Below are 21,413 nucleotides of genomic sequence, written 5' to 3' on the forward strand. Positions count from 1 at the left end.
CAGCCAACCCATTCAACGCTCCCCGTTCGGAGGTTGCCGGGGTTTGTTGTCCAGGCCTTGGGCGCCCCGGTGGAGTATTTTTATGTCTGCAACTGTCAAAAAAGAGAAGGTGAGCACCTTCTTCCGCCCCATCAGCTCAGTAACGGTCACCAACATCAAGCAGATGTATGACCTGTACGCCAAGTACTACGAGAACACGTCGCTGGACATCTTCCTGACCGACTTGTCGAAGAAATCGGGCGTGATCCTGGTGACGCGCGCCGTGGACGACCAGATCGTGGGCTTCTCGACCCAGACGTTTTTCGACTTGAAGGTCGACGGCAAGCGCGTGCGCGGCATCTTCAGCGGCGACACCATCATTGAGCAGGCTTACTGGGGCAACAATGCCTTGGCCAACACCTTCTACCGTCGCCTGATCATTGAGCGCCTGAAGCGCCCCTTCGTGCCCTTCTATTGGTTCCTGATCTCCAAGGGGTACAAGACGTATCTCTTGATGACCAACAATTTCTACAACTACTACCCGAACGTGAACGGCAAGGACGACCAGTACCGCCGCGTCACCGAGGCGTATTGCCAGCAGTTGTTCCCCGATGCGTTCGACCGCGAGAAGATGTTGCTGGACTTCGGCGAAAGCTATGTGCGCCTGAAGGGCGACGTGGCCACCATCACGCCCGAGCTGGTCTCGGCCAACCCGCACATCGCCTTCTTCGAGAAGGTGAACCCCAGCTGGCGCCGTGGCACCGAGGTGCCTTGCCTGGCCGCCTGCGACTACGAGAGCCTGGTGCGCTCGATCGTGGACGTGCCCTGGAAGTGGATCAAGAAGCACATCCTGGGCACCCACCGCCCGGAAGGCCTGGAGCTGGCCAAGCGTCAAGCGACGTCGAGCGGTGACAAGCACAAGCAGGCATGGCTGGACGTGGACGCCGACGAGGCGATCGAACGGACCAAGGCCTCCTGACATGGGGGCCAGTCATACCCTAGGACACCACCTTCTCAAACTGCTGGTCGCCCCGGGCCGGCGCCGTTTTGAACGGCATCTTGGCGAACTGGAATCGATCCAGCGCGCCAGGCTGTCGCGTTGGTTGTCTGCTGCCTCAAACTCACCCGAAGGACAACGCCGTGGCATCCGCGCGGATTGGTCGTGGGAAGAGTTCGCCCGCCAGCAACCCGTCACCACCTACAGCGACTATGCGGAGCTGCTGCTGCAACAGCGCGAGCGCAAGCAGAACCTGCTGATCGATTCGCCAGTGATGCGCTACCAGCCCACCAGCGGCTCGACCTCGGCGGTGAAGTGGATCCCGTACACCAAGATGTTCCTGGACGAGCTGGACCAGGTGATCACGGCGTGGGTGGGCGATCTGTACCGCCAGTTCCCCGGGCAGGCCAATGGCACGCACTATTGGTCGCTGTCGTGGATCCCCACCGACATGCGCGGCCAGACGGCCGGTGACATCAACGACGACATGAAGATGTTGTCCTGGGGCAAGCGTCTGCTGGCCTATTTGACGCAGGCGGCGCCGCAAGAGATCGCCCTGGCCGAGACCTCTGACGACTCGCTGTTCGCCACCCTGGCTTACCTGGTGTCCGATGAGGCCTTGGGTTTCATCTCAGTGTGGAGCCCCACCTTTGGCCTGGGCTTGCTGGAGCAGATGGGCCGTTGGCGCGAAGAGTTGGCAGAGGCCTTGTCGCGCGGCCACTGGGGCAAGCGCACCTCGCGCATGGCGGGCCTGCCCTGCCCTCAATCGCCCCGTGCCGCGCAGTTGCTGCGCGATTGGAATGGCGTGATGAACGCCGAGTTCTTTGCGAAACTGTGGCCGCAGTTGGCGGTGCTGAGCGCGTGGGACACGGCTGCCGCCGCACCCTGGGCGCAGAAGCTCAAGTCGCTGCTGCCGCACGCCAACTTCCAGGGCAAGGGTTTGTGGGCCACCGAAGGCGTGGTGACCTTCCCGTTTCAAGGCCGTTATCCGCTGTCCTACCTGAGCCACTTCTACGAGTTCCAGGATGCGCAGGACGGCCGGGTGCTGGCCCCATGGCAATTGCGCGAAGGCCAGGACGTGATCCCGATCATGACCACCGGCAGCGGCTTTGCTCGCTACAAGATGAGCGATGTGATCCGCGTGGATGGCCACCTGGGCCAGGTGCCGTGCTTCACCTTCCTGGGCCGCAATGACGGCGTGGACCTGGTGGGCGAGAAGATCAGCGCGACCACCGCACAGCAGGTGCAAGACAGCCTGCCGCTGGACAACGCGCTGCCCGTGACCCTGCTGGCGCTGGACCACAGCACCCATCAATCACCAGGCTATGTGTTGCTGGTGGAATGCGCCCCCGAGGCGAACCGCACGGCTTTGCAGCAGGCACTGTCGGCCCAGCTGGAAAAGGCCTTGTTGGGCAACTTCCACTACAAGCTGGCCCGCGAGTTGGGTCAATTGCAGCCAGCCGCCTGCATCGCCCTGCCCCAAATGCGCGAGATCTACCTGGACCAATGCCGCCTGCGCGGCATGATCGAAGGCAACATCAAGATCGAACCTTTGCGCCATTGGCGTGGGGAAGTACCGGCCGTGCTGCGCGATGTGCTGGACGCCGTCGCCGCCTGACCCTCGCTTGCTTCAGAATCGCCTTCACCCGAACAACCACTTTCACCGACCATGGCCATCACTGTAAGACTGGGCACACCCGCCGACAACGCCAAGATGCAAGACCTGATCACCAAGATCACGATGCCGGGCGTGGCGCAGATGTGCTTCCAGCGCGACCCGGACTTCTTCGTCGGGGCCAAGGTGATTGGTGACGAGTTCGTGCTGACGGTGGCCGACGACGATGAACGCCCCGATGTGCTGGCAGGCTTGACCGTGATCTCGGGCCGCGAGTTGTTCATCAGTGGGCAAAAGCGCCGCGTGTACTACTCAGGCGACACGCGAGTGGACCCGTTCTACCGCCGACGCGGCATCGCCTCGAACCTGTTCGTGGAGCAGAAGAAGTTCCGCTCCAACGAGGACCTGCTGCAAGGCATTGTGTTGAAAGAGAACACCGCCCCGCTGGACGCCGCCGCCAAGTCGGCCGATGGCGTGCTGTTCCGCTACTGGATCAGCCACGCGATCGAGACGAGCTTCATCTTCACGCGCAAGATCACGCCGCGCATCCCCGCTGGCGTTCAGATCCGCGCAGCCACCGCCGCCGACGTGTCGGCCATGCAAGTGTTCTTCGACTGCGAAGCGCCGCGCCGCAACGGCTACCCGGTCTACGACTTCACCAAGCTGCAAGCCGGTGATCCCTACTACGCGGGTTTGTCGATCGGCGACTTTGCCCTGGCCACGCGCAACGGCGAGATCATCGGCTTCCTGGCTGGCTGGAACCAAAAGGCCTACAAACAAACGCGCATCGTGGGCTTCAAGCCCATCGTCAAGGTGCTGCGCCCGCTGTACAACCTGTACGTGGGCCTGACTGGTGGCTTCAAGCTGCCCGCCATCGGGGGCGCGTTGAACTACCTCTCGCTGTACAACATCCTGGTCGCCAAAGACGATCCGGCGGTGCTGCAAGGCCTGATCGACTGGATCATGGCCCACCAGGGCCAGAAGTACGACGCCTTGGCGATTGCCATCACCAACGGCGACCCGCTGGAAAACGTGCCTCGTGGCTACAAACGCCAGAAGCTGTTCTCAAGTCACTTCTGGCTGAGCTATGGCGAAGATCCGCGCCCCGGCATCGACAACCGCCCCTTGTACGTGGAGCTGGGCCGCCTTTGATCGGCTCTGGTGGCCGCTGGTGTCAGCCGCCCGCTTCCTGGACCATGCGCTGAAGCGTGACACCCAGGCGTTGGCGAAACGCTGCCACGTCATCCGCCGACGTCTCTGACTCCTGCCAGATCATGGAGCAGAGCAATTCGTTGTTGGCCTCCATCAAGCCCATGATCGGCGAGATGGTGTTGACCGCTGCCCAAAACTGCTCGACCTGGATGGCCGCGCCTTTGGGGTTGAAGTAGCCGCAGACGTCGCCCAGGCTGGTGGCGTGGGCGCTGATCTGAGGAAAGCGGTCCGCCCGGCGCAATGCCACGCCCACATGCCCGATCAGGGTGCGGCCCATCAGCGGCATGAGCTCTTCAAACAAATACGTCCAGGCCATCTCGCGGCGGGCAAAGCGCGACTGCCCTTCCTTGATGCTGGCATCGACGGATTTGACGCGCTCCTGAAGGGACTTGCCGGGACCTTGCTCGATCACCAGGAAGGCCCCCACGTGGTTGCCCCACAAGGGGCCGTGCCCCGCAGACTTGGGGTAATAGCGCCGCATGTCCACCGAGGTGCGGATCACGGCCGCGGCCTTGGGGTCATCGGGCGCCTGCTCCAAGAAGGTCTGGGCAATCGCCGCGGTCAGGAAGGTGTTGAGGGTCACGCCCAACTGGCGAGCCGCTTTGCGCAGGTCCGCCACAGGCACAGGCAAACCGCCCAGGCTCAGGCCGGAAGTGCCGTAGTTGGGGTGCGGCTGCCGAGGCAGTTGCTGCACATTGAGCTTGGCCAGCAGCTGGCGCTCAGCCACCTTGTGCTGCCGCGAGCGCCACACCTTGCCGGGCCATTGCCACCACTTCGCGGGGGCAATGGCCCCGACCATGGAAGGCGCCTCGATGGGCATGGCCTCCATCGGCATGCCGTTGATCCCTTGGAGGCATTGTTTGACCAGGTGAAGCATCGTCATGCCATCGGCAAAGATGTGCGGCACAGCGAACATCAGCACAGGGCGCTGGGCGTGGGGCACGTACCAGACGCGCAGCCCAATGCCCTTCTCCAGAGGCACCACGTGGTGCAGACATCGGCGCTGCCAGGCCAGCAACGCGGCAGGGTCATCCACGTTGATGTGCGGCTGCACTTCGAAGGCAAGCTCAAACAACTGATCAACCACAAGGTCATCCGGCAGGATTCGAAAGTGGTATCGGTGCAGTCCCGGCTCGATGACGGCGCGTAGCTTGGGGTAAAGGGTCACCAAATCGCGCAACACGCGCTTGACCAGCAAAGTGTCCACTGGCGCGCTCAGCCTCAACAGGTAGGGCTGGATCATCGTGCCCGCCAAACCTTCAATGGCGGCATAGGCATGTTCAGTGCGGTTGAAGGGAACAATGTCGTGGGTGATGGCGGCCATGAATTGCATCCTGCCCGACATCGGGCGGGTGCAGCCGCCCTTTGGCCATCAACCCCTCAAACAGGTGGTTAATCGCTCAACGAAACACGGATATCGACATTCAATTCTTTGACCACCTGCGGGGCCACGCATCTGGCGGTGTGGAGGCCCCGGTCACCGCCGGCCTCGCGTACCAACCTCTCGAAGGTCAGGTCCAGGCGGGCCAGGCAGGCATCGATCTCTTCCACCGTGTTGTCGCTGCGCTGCCAGGAAGTGGGCAGGTAGAACACGCCGTCCAGCTCAACCATCACCATCAGCAGCGCCACGCTGGTCACGATGGGTTGGAACTCAATGGCCTTGATCGTGGCACCTGGTGGATTGATGTGGCTGACATCACCCAGGCTGGTGCAATGGCAGCTGATCTTGGGAAGCTTGTTCTGGCGCTTGAGCTGGTGGACGACATGCCCGAGCAGAGTGCGTCCCATCAAAGGCATGGCCTCTTCCAGCAGATACGTCCAGAACATCTCGCGGCGGGCAAAACGGTCCAGCCCTTCCTTGACGTGTGCGCCCACCGACCGGACGCGCTCCGGCAGGGACTTGCGCGGATCGTCTTCGGTGACCAGGAAGGCCCCCACGTGGTTGCCCCACAGCGGGCCGAAGTGGCGGGACTCAGGATAGTGACGGCGCAGGTCCACCGAGATGCGGATGACGGCAGCAGCCTGGGGATCGTCAGGGGCCATGTCCAGGAAGCTTTGCGCCACGGCCGACACCATGAAGGTGTTGAGCGAAACGCCCAGCTTGCGGGCGGCCTGCCGCAGTTCGGCCGACCCGACGCTGACCCGGTGCTGCCGCATGGCATTGACCGAGAAATGCGTGGTGGCCCGCATCGGCAACTGCTGGATGTGCAAGTCGGCTTGTCGCCGGGCTTCGTTCACCTTGTGCTGGCGTGAGCGCCAGATGTGCCGGGGCCATTGCCACCAATGGGCCGGCGCCACCGCACCGATCATCGATGGGGTTTCGACAGGCTGCATCTCAATCGCCTGGCCATTGAGCAGCTTGAGGAGATCGCCCACCAGTTGCATGCAGGTGCGCCCATCACCGAACAGGTGGTGCAAACACAGAAACACCACGGGCTGCGAGGCGTGGGGAATGAAGCGCATGTGCACCGACAAGCCACGCTCCAGCGGCATCACCTCGTTGAGCATTTGAGTTTGGTAGGCCTCCAGCGCGGCGCTGTCCTGCGCGTCGATGTGGGCCTCGACGCGGTAGGCGACGTTGAACAACTGATCCACCAGTTCGTCGTCGGGCAGGATGCGCAATCGGCAAAAATGCAGCCCCGGCGACACCACGCCACGCAAACGGGGGTGATGCGTGACCAGCGAGCGCATGCTGCGGCGCACAAGCGCCTCTGCCACCGGCGCGTTCAGGCGGATCATGTAGGGCTGAACCATGGTACCGGCGGCGCCATCAACGGCGGCATAGCCGTGCTCCGTGCGGTTCAGGGGATGGGTGGTGTCTTCAACTGCTTGGACCATGTCGGAATCCTGCCAGAAGCCAGGCCCGCCGCACCTTATGACTTGTGCGGAGGTCCACGCACATTTACCGCGCATGCGTGATGTCCACTCTGAGTGGTGCACCTGCCTACAATGCCGGGATGACATCCGCCACGCCCAAGCTCCCATCCCTGGCCAATGACCGCTTCCTGCGAGCATGCCTGCGCCTGCCCACCGACGCCACGCCCGTGTGGCTGATGCGCCAGGCGGGGCGCTATTTGCCCGAATACCGAGCCACCAGAGACAAAGCCGGCAGCTTCATGGGCCTGGCCACCAACCCCGAGGCCGCCTGCGAGGTGACCTTGCAACCCCTGGCGCGTTACGACCTCGACGCCGCCATCCTCTTCAGCGACATCCTGACCGTGCCCGACGCCATGGGCCTGGGCCTGACCTTTGCCGCCGGAGAAGGCCCCAAGTTCGCCAACGTGGTGCGCGACGAAGCCGCCGTGGCCAAACTGGCCGTGCCTGACATGGACAAGCTGCGCTACGTGTTCGACGCCGTGCGCACCATCCGCAAGGCCCTGGCTGATTCGAACGGCGTGGGCCGCGTGCCCTTGATCGGCTTTTCAGGCAGCCCCTGGACGCTGGCCTGCTACATGGTCGAAGGCGGCGGCTCGGACGACTACCGCCTGGTCAAGACCCTGATGTACCAGCGCCCCGACCTGATGCACCGCATCCTGGCCATCAACGCCGACGCCGTGGCCCTGTACCTGAACACCCAGATCGAAGCCGGTGCGCAAGCCGTGATGGTGTTCGACTCCTGGGGCGGCGTGCTGGCCGATGGGGCCTTCCAGGAGTTCAGCCTGGCCTACACGAAGCGCGTGCTGTCACAACTGAAAAAAGAGCACGATGGTTTCCGCATCCCGCACATCGTGTTCACCAAAGGCGGTGGCCTGTGGATCGACGAGATCGCCGATGCTGGCAGTGATGTCATCGGCCTGGACTGGACCGTGAACCTGGCCAAGGCCAGAGCCCGCGTCGGCGACCGCGTGGCCTTGCAAGGCAACCTCGACCCCAACGTGCTGTTCGCCAAGCCGGATCAGATCCAGGCCGAGGTCATCAAGACGCTGGACAGCTTTGGTGTGCCGAGCGCAGGCCATGGCCACATCTTCAACCTGGGACACGGCATCAGCCAGTTCACACCGCCCGAGCACGTGTCAGTGCTGGTGGACACGGTGCACGAGCACTCGCGCCGCCAGCGCGGCTGAGAAGCTTAAGGAGCGTGGGCCGCCGTGCCTTCGCGAGCGGCCAGCACGGCGGCCAGCAGGATCAAGCCGCCGCCCGCCATCACGATGGGGGTGAACACCTCGCCGCCCCACCACACGGCGGAGCCGGCCGCGAATACGATCTCGGTCAACATCACCACCGAGCTGATGTTGACCGGCACGCGAGAGGCGCCGTACTGTAGCGCCATGTTGCCGCAGAACATGGCCAGGCCCAAGGCCAAGGCGCCGAACAACCAGCGTGCGTCAAACGCCGGCAAGGGGGGGATGAAGCCCTGGCTGGTCAAAACCACCGCCAGGCCACCCGGCAGAAGGATGCCGCCCATGAACATCGCCAAGGCGCGCGCGGCCGTGTGTTGGTGCACCTGCTGCCGAAGGATCACGTTGTTGGCCGCGAAACCGAATCCGCCCAACAGCCCCAGCACATCGGGCAGCCCCGCGAACACCGGCCAAGGTGCATCAGCCGGTTTGAGCACCAGCAGGGCGCCCATCAGCGCCAACGCCACCCTAAAGGCCGCCGCCGGGGTCGGCCGCTCACCCAGCGTCAGCCAGGCCAGCAACGCCGCCCACACCGGCATCAGGTAAAACAGCAGCACCACGCGAACCACCTCGCCAACGCTCACACCCCAATTGAAGGCAGCGTTGGTGGTGCCCGCCGCCAGGGCCAGGCACCACAACGCGGGCGAGCGAAACAGCACGGCCAGGGCCGACGGCCGCCAAGCCAGGATCAGCCCCGTGCCCAGCACGAAGAAAATCGAGGTGGCCCACAAGGGGTGCAAGCCCATGGCCTGCAGCTGCCGCAATGGCCACCACGACAGCCCCCAGATCATCGCGTTGCACACCAGCGCCAGGTAAGGCATCAACGTCGCTCGATCACCATGGGGTTCAAGGCAAGGATCTGGCGCACGGACTGCGCCACGCCTTGCGCCTGCTCGCGGCTTTCATAAGGGCCCACCTGCAGGCGGAACAAGGCCGCCTCCTTGAACACCGCCATCAGCGGCGTCAGGGAAGACAGCTCAGTCGTGACCCGCTCCTGCAGTTTGTCGACCCCGTCGCGCTTGCCCAGCGCGGCCAATTGCACCCAAAAACCACGGGCGGCCTGGGTGTAGGCACGACCAGAGGCTTCAGCCACGGGTGGCAAAGCCCAGCCACTGTCCGGCGCGGCCACCGCGTCCTGCGACTTTGGCGCCAGCGCCAAAGTCTCGATGGGGTCGACAGGGTCCGACTCAGGGGTCGTGGCAGGCGCGCCGCGCCGCCATGCCCCTGTGCGAATGTCGTCAAACGTCAGACGCTCCAACGCCACCTCGGCACTGCCCATGGCCACAATGCCTAGTTTCAGGGCGGCCGCGTAGCTCAAGTCCAGCACCCGGGCCGAGTGAAACGGCCCCCGGTCATTGACCCGCACGATCACTTCCTTGCCTGACGCGATGTGGCGCACTCGCACATAACTGGGAATGGGCAAAGTGCGGTGAGCCGCGGTCAGGCCATAAAGGCTGAAGAGTTCGCCACTGGCCGTGCGCCGCCCATGGAATTTCTGCCCATACCAGGAGGCCAGCCCGCGCTGCTTCCAGGGCACATCCGTGGCCATCGGCGCGTAGCTCTGGCCCATGACCGAATAAGGCTTGTTGGGGCCCCCTTGGCGGATGGGCTCGACCCGGGGTTCGGGATCAGGCACCCTGGCCAGGTCCGCCGGGGTCACGGCCGGCGGGCCATCCCGACCACCCCCCGGTGAACGGGCCGTCGTGGGAGCGGGCCCGGAGGCGCAACCGGCCAGGATCGACACGATCAGGAGGCTGACCGGAAGACCAAAGGATGAGCGCAGGGCAAAAACAGACATGGCCCGCACCATACACGACTTGCCGCACCACCTGCTGGCAGGCTGCGCTGGCATGGCAAATGCACCAGAGGGGTTTTCATCAGGCGCGAAATCCGCCCCAAGCGCGGCACAATTCACGCACCGAACTTTGAAATGCGCCGCCATGTCCTCCGACCTCGAACACCCCTTCGACCATCCTTTCGAGAGGGGCATGCGCAACCGCCGAGCCGCCCTCGGCGACGCCTGGGTGGACAAGTCGGTGGCCAAGGCCAACACGTTCAATGCTGAGTTCCAGCACTTCATCACCGATTACGCCTGGCATGGCGTCTGGGGCCGCCCAGGCCTGGACTGGAAAACCCGCCGCATCATCGTGCTGGCCGTGACCAGCGCGCTGGGCCGCTGGGATGAGTTCGAAATTCACCTGCGGGGCGCCCTGACGCCTGGCAACTCGCACACCCTGAGCGTGGAAGAAGTGCGCGAGGCCCTGATTCAGATCTCAATTTACGCCGGCGTGCCCGCCGCCAACACGGGTTTTGCGCGGGCCCTGGGCATCATGAAAGAGTTGGGCATCGAGCCCTTGCCCCACCCCGCCACCGAGGCTTGGCACCCGGGCGTGGGCAGGTCGGTTTTCACCAGCACCCGCCCCAAGCTGCACGCCACTGTGCGCGAGGCACGCAACGGCGACGAGGAAGCCCAAACCGTGGTCCTCAGCCATGCGCTTGGCCAAGACAGCAGCATGTGGGACGCCGTGGCCAACGACCTGGCGGCCACCTGCCGCGTGATTTGCCCGGACACCCGCGGGCATGGCCGTTCGCAAATCCCGAATGATCCCCTGAGCCTGGCCGAATTGGCCGCCGACGCCGCCCGCCTGATCGACGAAGTGGCGCATGAACCGGTGATCTGGGTCGGCCTGTCGATGGGCGGCATGATTGGCCAGGAACTCGCCATTCGCCACCCCGACAAGGTCAAAGCCCTGGTGCTGTCCAACACCACCAGCGCCTACCCCGAATCCGGGCGCTCAGCGATTGGGCAGCGCATTGCCACGGTTGAATCGCATGGTCTGGGGGCGGTCAGCACCAGCACCATGGCGCGGTTTTTCAGCGAGTCATTCCGGCAAACCCAGGCCGCCACCGTGGCGCGTCACCAGCGCCTGCTGGAGGCCACTGACCCTGAGGGCTACATCGCCTGCGCGGTCGCCATTTGCGAAATCGACACCACTGCGCGGCTTAATCAGATCCGGGTGCCCACCTTGGTCATCGCGGGGGAGAGGGATGAGAGCACACCCCTTGACATGGCCTCGGTGCTAGCCCGGGGCATTGCTCGATCGCAATTGGTGACCCTGAGCGGTTGCGCGCACCTCAGCGCGGCCGAAGACCCTTCGGCATTCTCTGACTTGGTGGGCGAGTTTGTGGCCAGCCTTTGAAGGCTCGCTTGAACGCGTGGGTGGCACCATGAAAAAAGCCCCGCCGAAGCGGGGCTTTTGCCGAGCGGGGAACCCCGCCGGACCCAAGTTTAGGCAGCGCGGCGAGCGCGGCGGCTGACAAAAGCCACACCCACCAAACCCAGTCCCATCAGCGCGTAAGTGCTTGGCTCAGGAATTTGCGGTGCAATGGTGCCCACGAAGTTCACTTTGCCACCCGACAGGAAGGTGTTGTAGATGCCACCAACGTTCGTCAGCATGATCATCGGCACGTTGCTCGACTTGGCAAAGTCGTAGGCAGACACGCCACTGGCCTTGATCGTGAAGACCGAGGTGCTGCCTTCGGTGATGCCGTTGCCAGCAAAGCCGATGCTTCCGTTGTAGACGTAGCCGCCATCCTTGTAGATGGTGGGCAGGCTCAGGAACGTGGCGCCACCGGATGCAGCCGTGCCAGACTTGGCCGCAACAGTGCCCCAGTCGCCGTTCAGCCACAGGCCGTCCAGGAATGTGCCGGAGGTGGTCTTGGCAGGGAACAGCGTGCTGTTTTGCTTCAACGAGATTTCAACGCCGCCCGTGATGTCCTTGATGGACATTGAGGCCACTGAGTAGCTCAGCGTCTTGGTGTCGAATGGATTGGAGATCGTCGACGTGTCATAGAACGTCTTGAAATCGTAGGTGTAGCTGGACGCTTGTGCTACAGCAGCATTTGCCGAAGAGGCAATTGCCATCGCCGCCAACCCCGTCGCCACTGCTATTTTTCGCAGATTTTGTATCATAAAAAAGCTCCTCTCCTCGCGGAAGATGTCGGAAGCGGTGACTGGAATCGATTCGTGATATAGCCCCGACTGTGTAAATATTAGCTGTGCAACGCCCGACAACCAAGAGGGTTTTGCCGACCCCCTGTTCAAGGGGAGCGAAGGCGAAAACCAAGGTCTGAATCGCCGAATCAACTGTGCACTATGCTGTGTGGCCTGTGCCCCCCGAGAATCAGTGTTTCTGTGTCCGCCTCTCCCAGCCCTGCCTCCACCCTCAATCCGGCCCAGATGGCCGCCGTGCTGCACCTTGATGGCCCTTGCCTCGTTCTGGCCGGGGCGGGTTCGGGCAAAACCCGCGTCATCACCCAGAAGATCGCCCGGTTGCTGCAGCCCGGGCACGGCGCCGATCTGGCGCCTTCGCAGATCGCGGCCATCACCTTCACCAACAAGGCTGCGCTTGAAATGCGCGAGCGCGCCAAGGCGCTGATCGGGGGCAAGGCCGCCAGCAAGCTGCTGGTCTGCACCTTCCACTCGCTGGGCGTGCGCCTGCTGCGCGAGGATGGCGAGGCCCTGGGCCTGAAACCCAAGTTCTCCATCATGGACAGCGACGACGTGCTGGGCATCATCCGCGACGCGGGCGGCACCACCGATCCCAAGCAGGCCCGCCAGTGGCAGTGGACCATCAGCAGCTGGAAAAACCAGGGGCTGAACAGTGCCCAGGCCGAGGGCGCTGCCGAGAACGACGACGAACGCATCTGCGCCCGCGTCATGCGCCTGTATGAAGAGCGCCTGATGGCCTACCAGGCGGTCGATTTCGACGACCTGATCGGCCTGTCGATGAAGCTGCTGGCGGACCACGAGCACGTGCGCGCCAAGTGGCAACGCAACCTGCGCCATGTGCTGGTCGACGAATACCAGGACACCAACGCCACCCAGTACGACCTGCTCAAGCTGCTGGTGGGCGAGCGCGGCATCTTCACCGCCGTGGGCGACGACGACCAATCCATCTACGGCTGGCGCGGCGCCACTCTGGACAACCTCAAGCGCCTGCCGCAGGATTTCCCGCAGCTCAAGGTGATCCCGCTGGAGCAGAACTACCGCTCTACCAGCGCCATCCTGCGCGCGGCCAACCACGTCATCGCGCTGAACCCCAAGCTTTATCAAAAGACCTTGTGGAGCGACCTGGGCGAAGGCGAGCCGGTCAAAGTGGTCGAGTGCGACAACGAGGAGCACGAGGCGGAGCGCGCCGTGGGGCGCATCCTGGCGCTGCACGCCGGGGCGACGGGCTCGACCGTGGCCGCGCCCTGGAGCGATTTCGCCATCCTCTACCGCGCCAACTTCCAGGCCAAGGCCTTTGAGAAGGCGCTGCGCAAGGCCAACGTGCCCTACAAAGTGTCGGGCGGACAGAGCTTTTTCGACCGTGCCGAGATCAAGGATCTGTGCGCCTGGCTGCGCCTCTTGGTCAACAACGACGACGACCCGGCTTTCTTGCGCGCCGTGACCACGCCCAAGCGCGGCATTGGCCACCAAACGCTGGGCTCGCTGGGCGAGTTCGCGGGCAAATGGAAGGTCAGCCTGTACGAGGCGCTCTTCGCCGAATCGCTGTCGGCCAGCTTGAATGCGCGCGCCATCGACTCGCTGCACGAGTTCGGCCGCTTCGTGAACGAGCTCGACCACCGCGCGCGCACCACCTCAGGCAGCGAAGACGCCAAAGTGCTGCTGATGGAATGGCTCAAGGACATCGGCTACGAGCAGCACCTGTACGACGAAGCCGAAAGTGAAAAAATCGCTGCCAGCCGCTGGGCCAATGTTCTGGACTTCATTGACTGGATCGCCAAGCGCTGCGGCGGCGAGATCGAGAACGATGGCGGCATGACGGTCGAGACGGAGAAGAAAAACGTGATCGAGGTGGCCCAGACCATTTCCCTGATCACCAGCCTGGCCGACCGGGGTGGCGACCCCAATGTGGTGACCTTGTCGACCCTGCACGCCTCAAAGGGTCTGGAATGGCCGCACGTGGTGCTGGCAGGTGTGAACGAAGGCTCGCTGCCCTTCAACAACGAAGAAAACGAGATCACGCCCGATCGACTGGAAGAAGAGCGCCGACTGATGTACGTGGGCATCACCCGAGCCAGGCTGAGCCTGGCGGTCAGCACCCTCAAGCGCCGCAAGAAGGGGCGAGAGTTGATCGTGGCCATCCCCAGCCGCTTCATCGCCGAGATGAAGCTGGGCGAAGGCGGGCCGGTGGAGAACCCGCGCGAGAAACTGCGACGTCAGCGGGAAGAACTGGCGGCCAAATCGGCCAGCGCCAAGCCCATCGAGCCCTGAATGGCAGGCACGCTGATTGAGCGCCCATGTGTTCAGACGAAAAAAAACCCGAAATCGAAAGATTCCGGGCTTTGAAATCCGCCAAAAAATGGAGGAGTGGAGGAGACAAATGAAACAAGCTGGGTGTCTGACCAGGGAACCGGTAAAAAGTTCCACACCCACACATCAAATTGTATTCTTTACCAAAATCTGACACAAGGGGTTTCCCGGAAAATTGTTTCTTTGTGCAAGATTCAACCCTTTAGAGACCTCTGGAAGCAAACACATGGAATGCACGATTCACTGGCAGCCCTCGGCAGGCATGGCTTTTCTGGCAGAAACTGGCAGCGGCCATGTGCTCACGATGGATGGCGCGCCCGACGGAGGTGGGCGCAATTTGGCGCCGCGCCCCATGGAAACCGTGCTGGCGGGCACTGGCGGCTGCACCGCTTATGACGTGGTCTTGATCCTCAAGCGCGGGCGCCATGATGTGCGCGGCTGCCAGCTCAAGCTCACCAGCGAACGGGCCGACACCGATCCCAAGGTTTTCACCAAGATCCACATGCACTTTGTGGTGACGGGGGTGAACCTGACCGAGGCCACGGTCCAGCGTGCGATTCAGATGTCGCACGAGAAATACTGTTCGGCCAGCATCATGCTGGGCAAGACGGCCGAGATCACGACCAGTTTCGAGATCGTGGCGGCCTGACCTGGCCCAGGCTCAGAGGTAGTGCGCCGTGGTCGTCATGACCTTGGCGGCCAGGCGCATGAGGCCCCGAACCGGGGCGGGCAACTCCACCGCACCAGCGTTGAGCGCGGCCCGGGCATGCTCGGCCTCGTCATCACGCATTTGCGCCACGATGGCGCGCGACGGGTGATCGCCCGCGGGCAAAGACGTCAAGTGACCATCCAGGTGTTGTTCGACCTGGCGTTCGGTCTCAACCACAAAACCCAGGCTGGTCTTGTCGCCCGCGCGCGCAGCCAGGAGCCCCAAGCCAAAGGAGCCGACGTACCACAAGGGGTTGAGCACACTGGTGCGCCCGCCCAGCTCGCGCAGGCGCTGCTCGGTCCAGGCCAGGTGGTCGGTTTCCTCACGCGCGGCGGCGTCGAACTGGGCCTTCAAAGCGTGGTCTCGGGTGCCCAGGGCCTGCGAGGCGTACAGGGCCTGCGCGCACACCTCACCCACGTGGTTGACCCGCATGAGGGCGGCGGCGTGCCGCTTCTCGGCCTCGGTCAAAGGCGTGGTGTCCACCACCTGGGGTTGCGGGCAAGGGCGCGAGGCACTGTGGTCGGCAAACACGGTGCGCAACGCCGAGTCAAGCGCGATCAGGACGCGATCGACCGGAGAGTGGTCACGGCCCACGGTGGCCGACGAAGCTGAGGTTGAAGATGAGTTCATGTTGGTCATGTTAGCGCTGCATCAATCCACGACTCTTGGCAATGGACATGAGCATGCCCAAGGCCAGGCCCAAGGTGACCATGGCCGTGCCGCCATAGCTGATGAAAGGCAATGGAACGCCCACCACCGGCAGGATGCCGCTGACCATGCCCATGTTGACAAACGCGTAGGTGAAAAAGCTGAGCGATAGGCTCCCCGCCAGCAAACGCGAGAACAGCGTGGGCGCCTGAGCCGCGATCATCAAACCCCGGAAAATGAGCGCCAGGAAAGCGGCCATCAACAGCAGGCACCCCACCAGGCCTTGCTCTTCTGCAAAGGCCGCGAAGATGAAGTCGGTGGTGCGCTCGGGGATGAACTCCAGGTGGGTCTGGGTGCCCTTCATGAAGCCCTTGCCTGTGATGCCGCCCGAGCCGATGGCGATCATGCCCTGGATGATGTGAAAGCCCTTGCCCAGCGGATCGGTCGTGGGATCGAGCAAGGTGCAGACGCGGTTCTTCTGGTAGTCATGCAGCAGCACCCAGTCGACGCCGGGCTGGCAGATCTTGTCCTCGGACAGCACCAGGGTGGTGATGCCCGCCGCGGCCAACAACACCACTGGCAGGATCAGCTTCCAGTTCAACCCCGCGAAGAAGATCACGTAGATCCCCCCGGACAGCACCAGCAAGGAGGTGCCCAGGTCGGGCTGCTTCATGACCAGGCCCACGGGAATGGCCAGCAGCAGGCCGGCCACCGCGAAGTCCAGCCCCCGCAGCTGCCCCTCACGCCGCTGGAACCACCAGGCCAGCATCAGCGGCATCGCGATCTTGAGGATCTCGCTGGGCTGGATGACCATGCCCACGTTGAGCCAGCGCGTGGCGCCCTTCTTGGTGATGCCCACGTGCGGCAAGGCGGTGATGAGCAAGAGGATGACGCCAGCCACGTACAGCGGCACGGCCAGCGCCATCAGGCGCTGTGGCGGCACTTGAGCGGCCAGGAACATGACCACAAAAGCCAGCGCCATGTTGCGCGATTGGTCGATGAAACGTGTGCCATGGTCGTAGCCCACCGAGTACATCGTGAACAAGCCCAGGCCACACAGGCATAGGATCGCGAGCAACAAGGGCAGATCAAAGCCCCCGAAGATGGGCTTGGCGCGTTGCCACAGCGAGGGCTGACCAAACGATCCGTTCATGGCGCGCTCGCAGGTGAAGAAGAAGCGGCTGCCGGGGCGGACGCCGACGTGGGCAGGGGCACGTCGCCGCCAAAGGCATCCTGGCCGTGGGGCATGGACACTTCGCCCACCTTGCGCGGCACGCCAATGGGCGGCCCACCCTTGCCCTGGCGCACGGCCTCGATGTCTTCTTCGCTGGGGTATTGGCCCAACAGCAAGTAATCCAGCACGCGGCGGGCGATGGGCGCTGCGGCCTCGGCGCCAAAGCCGGCGTTCTCCACGATCACGGTCAAGGCAATGCGGGGTTGGTCCACCGGCGCGAAGGCCTCATACAAGGAGTGGTCGCGCTGGTATTCGTCCATGCGCGAGGCCACGTATTTCTCATTCTTCTTCAGGCCCACGGCCTGGGCCGTGCCGGTCTTGCCGCCGCTGGCATAGGTCGCGCCCAGGAACACGCGGGTCGAGGTACCCTCCTGCGTCACGCCGTGCATGGCTTCGCGGATGAAGGCGGTGTGCTCGGGCTTGAAGGCCAGCGGCGCCAGGGCTTGGCTGGAGACCACGCGCTTTTCGCGCGTGAGCACGTCTTCGATCTCGCGCACCAGGCGCGGCTCGTAACGCCGCCCATCGGACACCATGGTGGACAAAGCCGAGGCCATCTGCAGCATGGTGAAGCTGTTGTAGCCCTGGCCGATGCCCAGCGAAATGGTCTCGCCCGCGTACCAGCGGCGTTGCTCCGGTTTTTTGTAGGCGCGGCGTTTCCAATCGGTCGAGGGCAGCAGGCCGGTCACCTCGCCCTTGAGGTCAATGCCCGTCAGCCGACCCAACCCCAGGGGGCTCATCTGGCTGTGGATCACGTCCACGCCCAGCTCATTGGCCAGGGAGTAGAAGTAGACATTGCTGGATTTGACGATGGCTCGGCGCATGTCCACCATGCCGGTCTGCTCGTTCTCCGGGCTGCGGAACTTGTGGCCGCCAAACATGAAGACGCCGCTGTCGTACATGCTCATGGTGGCGCTGCGCTTGCCGGTGTTCAGTGCGGCCAGGGCCATGAAGGGCTTGTAGGTGGAGCCGGGTGGGTAGGTGCCGCGCAAAGCACGATTGAGCAAGGGCTTGTCGGGCGATTCGTTCAACTCTTTCCAGTTCTCGCTGTCGATGCCGTCCACGAACAGGTTGGGGTCGAAGGTGGGCTTGCTGACGAAGGCCAGCACCTCGCCATTGCGCGGATCAATCGCCACCAGGGCGCCACGGCGGCTGCCATACAAGCGCTCGATCAGGGCCTGCAGCTTGATGTCGATGGACATGTGCACCGTGTTGCCCGGTGTGGGCGGCTTGGAGCGCAGGCGGCGCACCGCCCGCCCCCCCGCGCTGGTCTCGACTTCCTCGACCCCCGTCAGGCCATGCAGCTCGCGCTCGTAGTTCTGCTCGATGCCCAGCTTGCCGATGTAGTCGGTGCCCCGGTAGTTGGCCTGCTCTTCATCGGGCCAGTCCTCGATGGCTTCTTTTTCTTTCTGGTTGATGCGGCCGATGTAGCCCAGCACGTGGCTGGCCAGCTCGCCGTAAGGATAGTGGCGGAACAGGCGCGCCTGGATGTCGACCCCGGGAAAGCGAAATCGCTGCGCGGTGAAGCGGGCCACCTCGGTGTCGGTCAAGCGGGTTCGGATGGGGATGGACTCGAAACTTTTGGATTCTTCGCGCAGGCGCTTGAAGCGGCGGCGGTCGCGAGGGGCCACCTCGACAATCCTGGCCAGGGCCTCGATGGTAGCCTCGACGTTTTCGACCTTGGAGGGTGTGATCTCCAGCGTGTAGGCCGAGTAGTTGTTGGCCAGCACCACGCCATTGCGGTCCACGATCAAGCCGCGGTTGGGCACGATGGGCACGACCGCGATGCGGTTGTTCTCGGCCTGGGTGGACAGCTCTTCGTGGCGGTTGACCTGCAAGACCACCAGGCGCGAGGCCAGCAGGCCGAAGCAGAACAAGACGAACCCCACCGCCGCCCACAAGCGAGCGCGAAAGCGGCCCAGCTCTTGTTCGAGGTTCTTGATTTCAGTCATTGAGGCGTCAGGTCAGGCCGGGCTCACAGCGGCCGGTTCTTGTCGCGGTCGGGGGCGCGCCGCTGCGGCGCCAGCAACAGGAAGGTCACCACCGGCCACAAGGCGGACTCCAGCAAAGGCGCCACCATCAAGGTCCAGCCCGGAAAGCCCGCGCCCGCGATCAAGCGCACCATCAGCGACACCATGTGCGCGGCGATGAACAAGGGCAGGATCTGCACAGCTTGCGAACCCACCGTGAACCACAGCAGACGCCGGTGCACCGCGATGGCCGAGTAGCTCAGCAGCGTGTAAGCCAGGGCGTGCTGGCCCAGCAAGGCGCCCTGGTGCACATCCATGAACACGCCAAAGGCGAAGGCCACGCCCACGCCCACGCGGCGCGGCTGGTGCACGTTCCAGAACACCAGCGCCACGGCCAGCAGGTCGGGCACGGCCCCGGAGCGCCCCATGGGGACTAGGTTGAAGGCGAACGCCAGCAACAGGCTCACCCAGATGAACACCGGGTTGACCGGCATCAGCAGTGGACTGCCACGCGGCATCATGGCTTGGCTCCCGAAGCCGCAGGGTGAGCGGTGGATGCGGCCTTGGCATGGTGCACGCTGGCGGCAGAAGCGGGCGCCGCAGCAGACGCCGCGATGGTTTCTGCCTCGGAGGGACGATCGGGCAACTGGTCGGCCAAGGGGTGCAGCAAGAGCACGTGGCGTGAGTTGTCGGGTTGAGACTTGGGCGTCAGCACGATGCGCGCAAAAGCCGAATCAGCGCGGCGGTCCACGCGCGCCACTTTGGCCACTGGCAAGCCCGCCGGGTAGACCCCATCCAGGCCGGAAGTTTGCAGTTCGTCGCCCACCTGCACATCGGCATTGCCCGCCATGAAGCGCAACTCCATGCCCAACACTTGAGGCGTGCCGTAGGCCACACCACGCTGGCGGGTGCGGCTGTTGACCACCGGCACGGCGGCATCCTTGTCGGTGACCAGCGTCACCTCGGACGTCAAGGGATACAAGCGCGTGACCTGGCCCAGCACGCCCGCATCGTCGATCACGGGCGAGCCCAGGATCACACCATGGCGACTGCCCTGGTCGATGACGACCTTGCGGGTGAAAGGATCGGGCGCGTCGTACAAGACTTCGGCGGCCTGGGACTGGACATTGACGCGGGGGCGCAAGGCCAGCAACTCGCGCAGGCGCGCGTTCTCACGCTCAAGTTGATCGACGCGCATGACGCGCTCAGCCTGGGCGGCGGCTTTCTTCTGGGATTGGTGCTGGTCAAGCCGGGCGGCTTCCAGGCCCGACATGTAGTGCCCGGCATCAGCCCACCAGGCCTGCGGGGCCAACAGCACGCTTTGCACCGGCTGCAACATCGTGGCCACCACGGCGCGCAGAGGTTGCGTTACCTTCCAGCGCGTGTCGGCCACCATCAGGAAAATGGCCAGGGCAGAGAAAAACATCAGCCGGGTGAACGCCGACGGCCCTTGCTTGAAGAAGGGCGGTGGCGAACGATCCAGTGTGACCATGGGCATGCAGCGTTCCCGCGCAAAAAGGCAGGCACCGCTAGCCCGCGGTGCTCACCGTGTCACCAGCTTATTCCGAGGTGAAGATGCTGCCCAGGCGGTCCATGCGCTCCAGGGCCATGCCGCAACCGCGCACCACGCAGGTCAGCGGGTCTTCGGCCACCAGCACCGGCAGGCCGGTTTCTTCGGCCAGCAGGCGGTCCAGGTCGCGCAGCAGGGCGCCGCCGCCGGTCAGCATCATGCCGCGCTCGGCAATGTCGGCGCCCAGTTCGGGAGGCGTTTGCTCCAGCGCGTTCTTGACGGCCGACACAATCTGGTTGAGCGGATCGGTCAGGGCCTCCAGGATCTCGTTGCTGGAGATGGTGAAGCTGCGGGGCACGCCTTCCGACAGGTTGCGGCCCTTGACTTCCATTTCCTTGACCTCGGAGCCCGGGAAGGCGCTGCCGATGCTTTTCTTGATGGCTTCAGCGGTGGGCTCGCCAATCAGCATGCCGTAGTTGCGGCGGATGTAGTTGATGATGTGCTCATCGAACTTGTCGCCGCCAACGCGCACGCTGCCCTTGTAGACCATGCCGCCCAGCGAGATCACACCCACCTCAGTGGTGCCGCCGCCGATGTCGACCACCATCGAGCCCGAGGCTTCGGACACCGGCAAACCGGCGCCGATGGCCGCGGCCATGGGCTCTTCGATCAGGTAGACCTCGGAAGCGCCAGCACCCAGCGCGGATTCGCGGATGGCGCGGCGTTCGACCTGGGTGGAGCCGCAGGGCACACAAATGATGATGCGGGGCGAGGGCTTGAGCACCGAGCGCGGATGCACCATCTTGATGAACTGCTTGAGCATCTGCTCGGTGACGGTGAAGTCGGCGATCACGCCGTCCTTCATCGGGCGGATGGCCTCGATGTTGCCGGGCACCTTGCCCAGCATGGCCTTGGCCTCGGTGCCAACGGCCTGGATGGTTTTTTTACCGTTGGGCCCACCCTCGTGGCGGATGGCCACCACCGAGGGCTCGTCCAGCACAATGCCCTTGTCACGCACAAAAATCAGCGTGTTGGCCGTGCCCAAGTCAATGGCCAGGTCGGTGGAGAAATACTTGCGAAACATTCCGTACATGCGACAACTCTC

The 21,413-nt window shown here is 63.9% G+C and carries 18 protein-coding genes; 7 read left to right on the plus strand and 11 right to left on the minus strand.

Translation table 11 applies throughout. The features are described from left to right. Window positions 1-82 precede the first annotated feature (82 nt). The 3 genes from PSV38_RS02030 to PSV38_RS02040 are packed head-to-tail and all read left to right on the plus strand — an operon-like array spanning window position 83 to window position 3,743. Window positions 83-958 (plus strand): hypothetical protein, encoded by an 876-nt coding sequence (locus PSV38_RS02030; protein ID WP_300544257.1) that lies wholly within the window; start codon window positions 83-85, stop codon window positions 956-958. Window position 959: 1 nt separating this feature from the next. Beyond that, entirely contained in the window at window positions 960-2,594 is a 1,635-nt protein-coding gene (locus PSV38_RS02035; RefSeq protein WP_300544259.1) for a GH3 auxin-responsive promoter family protein, read from the plus strand. 51 nt (window positions 2,595-2,645) lie between these two features. Further along, on the plus strand, window positions 2,646-3,743 hold the full coding sequence (locus PSV38_RS02040; RefSeq protein ID WP_300544261.1) for a hypothetical protein: 1,098 nt from the start codon (window positions 2,646-2,648) through the stop codon (window positions 3,741-3,743). 22 nt (window positions 3,744-3,765) lie between these two features. Here PSV38_RS02040 and PSV38_RS02045 read toward each other — a convergent pair whose 3' ends face one another. Then, window positions 3,766-5,127 carry a hypothetical protein gene (locus PSV38_RS02045; RefSeq protein ID WP_300544263.1) on the minus strand — a complete coding sequence of 454 codons (1,362 nt, stop codon included), beginning with the start codon at window positions 5,125-5,127 and terminating at the stop codon, window positions 3,766-3,768. Between the two features lie 68 nt (window positions 5,128-5,195). Then, window positions 5,196-6,641 carry a hypothetical protein gene (locus PSV38_RS02050; RefSeq protein ID WP_300544265.1) on the minus strand — a complete coding sequence of 482 codons (1,446 nt, stop codon included), beginning with the start codon at window positions 6,639-6,641 and terminating at the stop codon, window positions 5,196-5,198. 119 nt (window positions 6,642-6,760) lie between these two features. Between PSV38_RS02050 and hemE the strand changes: the two genes are divergently transcribed. Beyond that, on the plus strand, window positions 6,761-7,867 hold the full coding sequence (hemE, locus tag PSV38_RS02055) for a uroporphyrinogen decarboxylase (RefSeq protein ID WP_300544266.1): 1,107 nt from the start codon (window positions 6,761-6,763) through the stop codon (window positions 7,865-7,867). A 5-nt stretch (window positions 7,868-7,872) separates the two neighbouring features. Here hemE and PSV38_RS02060 read toward each other — a convergent pair whose 3' ends face one another. Then, the gene (locus tag PSV38_RS02060) at window positions 7,873-8,742 is read right to left on the minus strand and encodes a DMT family transporter (RefSeq protein ID WP_300544267.1); all 870 of its coding nucleotides are present in this window, start codon (window positions 8,740-8,742) and stop codon (window positions 7,873-7,875) included. After that, a complete protein-coding gene (locus PSV38_RS02065) occupies window positions 8,742-9,719 on the minus strand; it encodes a septal ring lytic transglycosylase RlpA family protein (protein WP_300544268.1) in 978 nt (325 codons plus the stop codon). Before PSV38_RS02065 ends, PSV38_RS02060 begins: the two co-directional genes overlap by 1 nt. 142 nt (window positions 9,720-9,861) lie before the next feature. On the opposite strand from PSV38_RS02065, the gene PSV38_RS02070 reads away from it, so the two are divergent. Next, window positions 9,862-11,121, plus strand: coding sequence for an alpha/beta fold hydrolase (locus PSV38_RS02070; protein ID WP_300544269.1), 1,260 nt, complete (start codon window positions 9,862-9,864; stop codon window positions 11,119-11,121). Between the two features lie 89 nt (window positions 11,122-11,210). Here the strand turns inward: PSV38_RS02070 and PSV38_RS02075 are convergent, their stop codons facing one another. Beyond that, complete coding sequence (locus PSV38_RS02075) at window positions 11,211-11,846, minus strand: PEP-CTERM sorting domain-containing protein (RefSeq protein ID WP_300544271.1); 636 nt, start codon at window positions 11,844-11,846, stop codon at window positions 11,211-11,213. A 270-nt stretch (window positions 11,847-12,116) separates the two neighbouring features. Between PSV38_RS02075 and PSV38_RS02080 the strand changes: the two genes are divergently transcribed. Beyond that, on the plus strand, window positions 12,117-14,201 hold the full coding sequence (locus tag PSV38_RS02080) for a UvrD-helicase domain-containing protein (RefSeq protein WP_300544273.1): 2,085 nt from the start codon (window positions 12,117-12,119) through the stop codon (window positions 14,199-14,201). A 265-nt stretch (window positions 14,202-14,466) separates the two neighbouring features. Continuing rightward, complete coding sequence (locus tag PSV38_RS02085; RefSeq protein WP_300544276.1) at window positions 14,467-14,889, plus strand: OsmC family protein; 423 nt, start codon at window positions 14,467-14,469, stop codon at window positions 14,887-14,889. Window positions 14,890-14,901: 12 nt separating this feature from the next. Here PSV38_RS02085 and coq7 read toward each other — a convergent pair whose 3' ends face one another. From coq7 to PSV38_RS02115, 6 genes are all read right to left on the minus strand, one after another. Then, a complete protein-coding gene (gene coq7 / locus PSV38_RS02090) occupies window positions 14,902-15,579 on the minus strand; it encodes a 2-polyprenyl-3-methyl-6-methoxy-1,4-benzoquinone monooxygenase (protein ID WP_300544278.1) in 678 nt (225 codons plus the stop codon). Between the two features lie 10 nt (window positions 15,580-15,589). Continuing rightward, entirely contained in the window at window positions 15,590-16,750 is a 1,161-nt protein-coding gene (gene rodA / locus PSV38_RS02095; protein WP_300544280.1) for a rod shape-determining protein RodA, read from the minus strand. Continuing rightward, window positions 16,747-18,780, minus strand: a complete 2,034-nt coding sequence (mrdA, locus tag PSV38_RS02100; protein WP_300544283.1) for a penicillin-binding protein 2 — start codon at window positions 18,778-18,780, stop codon at window positions 16,747-16,749. Before mrdA ends, rodA begins: the two co-directional genes overlap by 4 nt. Window positions 18,781-18,803: 23 nt before the next feature. Continuing rightward, window positions 18,804-19,319 (minus strand): rod shape-determining protein MreD, encoded by a 516-nt coding sequence (gene mreD / locus PSV38_RS02105; RefSeq protein ID WP_300544286.1) that lies wholly within the window; start codon window positions 19,317-19,319, stop codon window positions 18,804-18,806. Further along, window positions 19,316-20,290, minus strand: a complete 975-nt coding sequence (gene mreC / locus PSV38_RS02110) for a rod shape-determining protein MreC (protein ID WP_366526632.1) — start codon at window positions 20,288-20,290, stop codon at window positions 19,316-19,318. Before mreC ends, mreD begins: the two co-directional genes overlap by 4 nt. Window positions 20,291-20,357: 67 nt before the next feature. Further along, window positions 20,358-21,401 carry a rod shape-determining protein gene (locus PSV38_RS02115; protein ID WP_300544291.1) on the minus strand — a complete coding sequence of 348 codons (1,044 nt, stop codon included), beginning with the start codon at window positions 21,399-21,401 and terminating at the stop codon, window positions 20,358-20,360. Between the last annotated feature and the right edge of the window lie 12 nt (window positions 21,402-21,413).

Origin of the sequence: Aquabacterium sp., from assembly GCF_029946005.1 — a bacterium.
In the GTDB taxonomy this organism is placed as follows: Bacteria; Pseudomonadota; Gammaproteobacteria; order Burkholderiales; family Burkholderiaceae_C; genus Aquabacterium.

Coding starts and splice junctions, on each gene's coding strand:
- PSV38_RS02030 (WP_300544257.1), top strand. CDS start 83: ATGTCTGCAACTGTCAAAAAAGAGAAGGTGAGCACCTTCTTCCGCCCC.
- PSV38_RS02035 (WP_300544259.1), top strand. CDS start 960: ATGGGGGCCAGTCATACCCTAGGACACCACCTTCTCAAACTGCTGGTC.
- PSV38_RS02040 (WP_300544261.1), top strand. CDS start 2,646: ATGGCCATCACTGTAAGACTGGGCACACCCGCCGACAACGCCAAGATG.
- PSV38_RS02045 (WP_300544263.1), bottom strand. CDS start 5,127: ATGGCCGCCATCACCCACGACATTGTTCCCTTCAACCGCACTGAACAT.
- PSV38_RS02050 (WP_300544265.1), bottom strand. CDS start 6,641: ATGGTCCAAGCAGTTGAAGACACCACCCATCCCCTGAACCGCACGGAG.
- hemE (WP_300544266.1), top strand. CDS start 6,761: ATGACATCCGCCACGCCCAAGCTCCCATCCCTGGCCAATGACCGCTTC.
- PSV38_RS02060 (WP_300544267.1), bottom strand. CDS start 8,742: ATGCCTTACCTGGCGCTGGTGTGCAACGCGATGATCTGGGGGCTGTCG.
- PSV38_RS02065 (WP_300544268.1), bottom strand. CDS start 9,719: ATGTCTGTTTTTGCCCTGCGCTCATCCTTTGGTCTTCCGGTCAGCCTC.
- PSV38_RS02070 (WP_300544269.1), top strand. CDS start 9,862: ATGTCCTCCGACCTCGAACACCCCTTCGACCATCCTTTCGAGAGGGGC.
- PSV38_RS02075 (WP_300544271.1), bottom strand. CDS start 11,846: ATGGCAATTGCCTCTTCGGCAAATGCTGCTGTAGCACAAGCGTCCAGC.
- PSV38_RS02085 (WP_300544276.1), top strand. CDS start 14,467: ATGGAATGCACGATTCACTGGCAGCCCTCGGCAGGCATGGCTTTTCTG.
- coq7 (WP_300544278.1), bottom strand. CDS start 15,579: ATGAACTCATCTTCAACCTCAGCTTCGTCGGCCACCGTGGGCCGTGAC.
- rodA (WP_300544280.1), bottom strand. CDS start 16,750: ATGAACGGATCGTTTGGTCAGCCCTCGCTGTGGCAACGCGCCAAGCCC.
- mrdA (WP_300544283.1), bottom strand. CDS start 18,780: ATGACTGAAATCAAGAACCTCGAACAAGAGCTGGGCCGCTTTCGCGCT.
- mreD (WP_300544286.1), bottom strand. CDS start 19,319: ATGATGCCGCGTGGCAGTCCACTGCTGATGCCGGTCAACCCGGTGTTC.
- mreC (WP_366526632.1), bottom strand. CDS start 20,290: ATGGTCACACTGGATCGTTCGCCACCGCCCTTCTTCAAGCAAGGGCCG.
- PSV38_RS02115 (WP_300544291.1), bottom strand. CDS start 21,401: ATGTACGGAATGTTTCGCAAGTATTTCTCCACCGACCTGGCCATTGAC.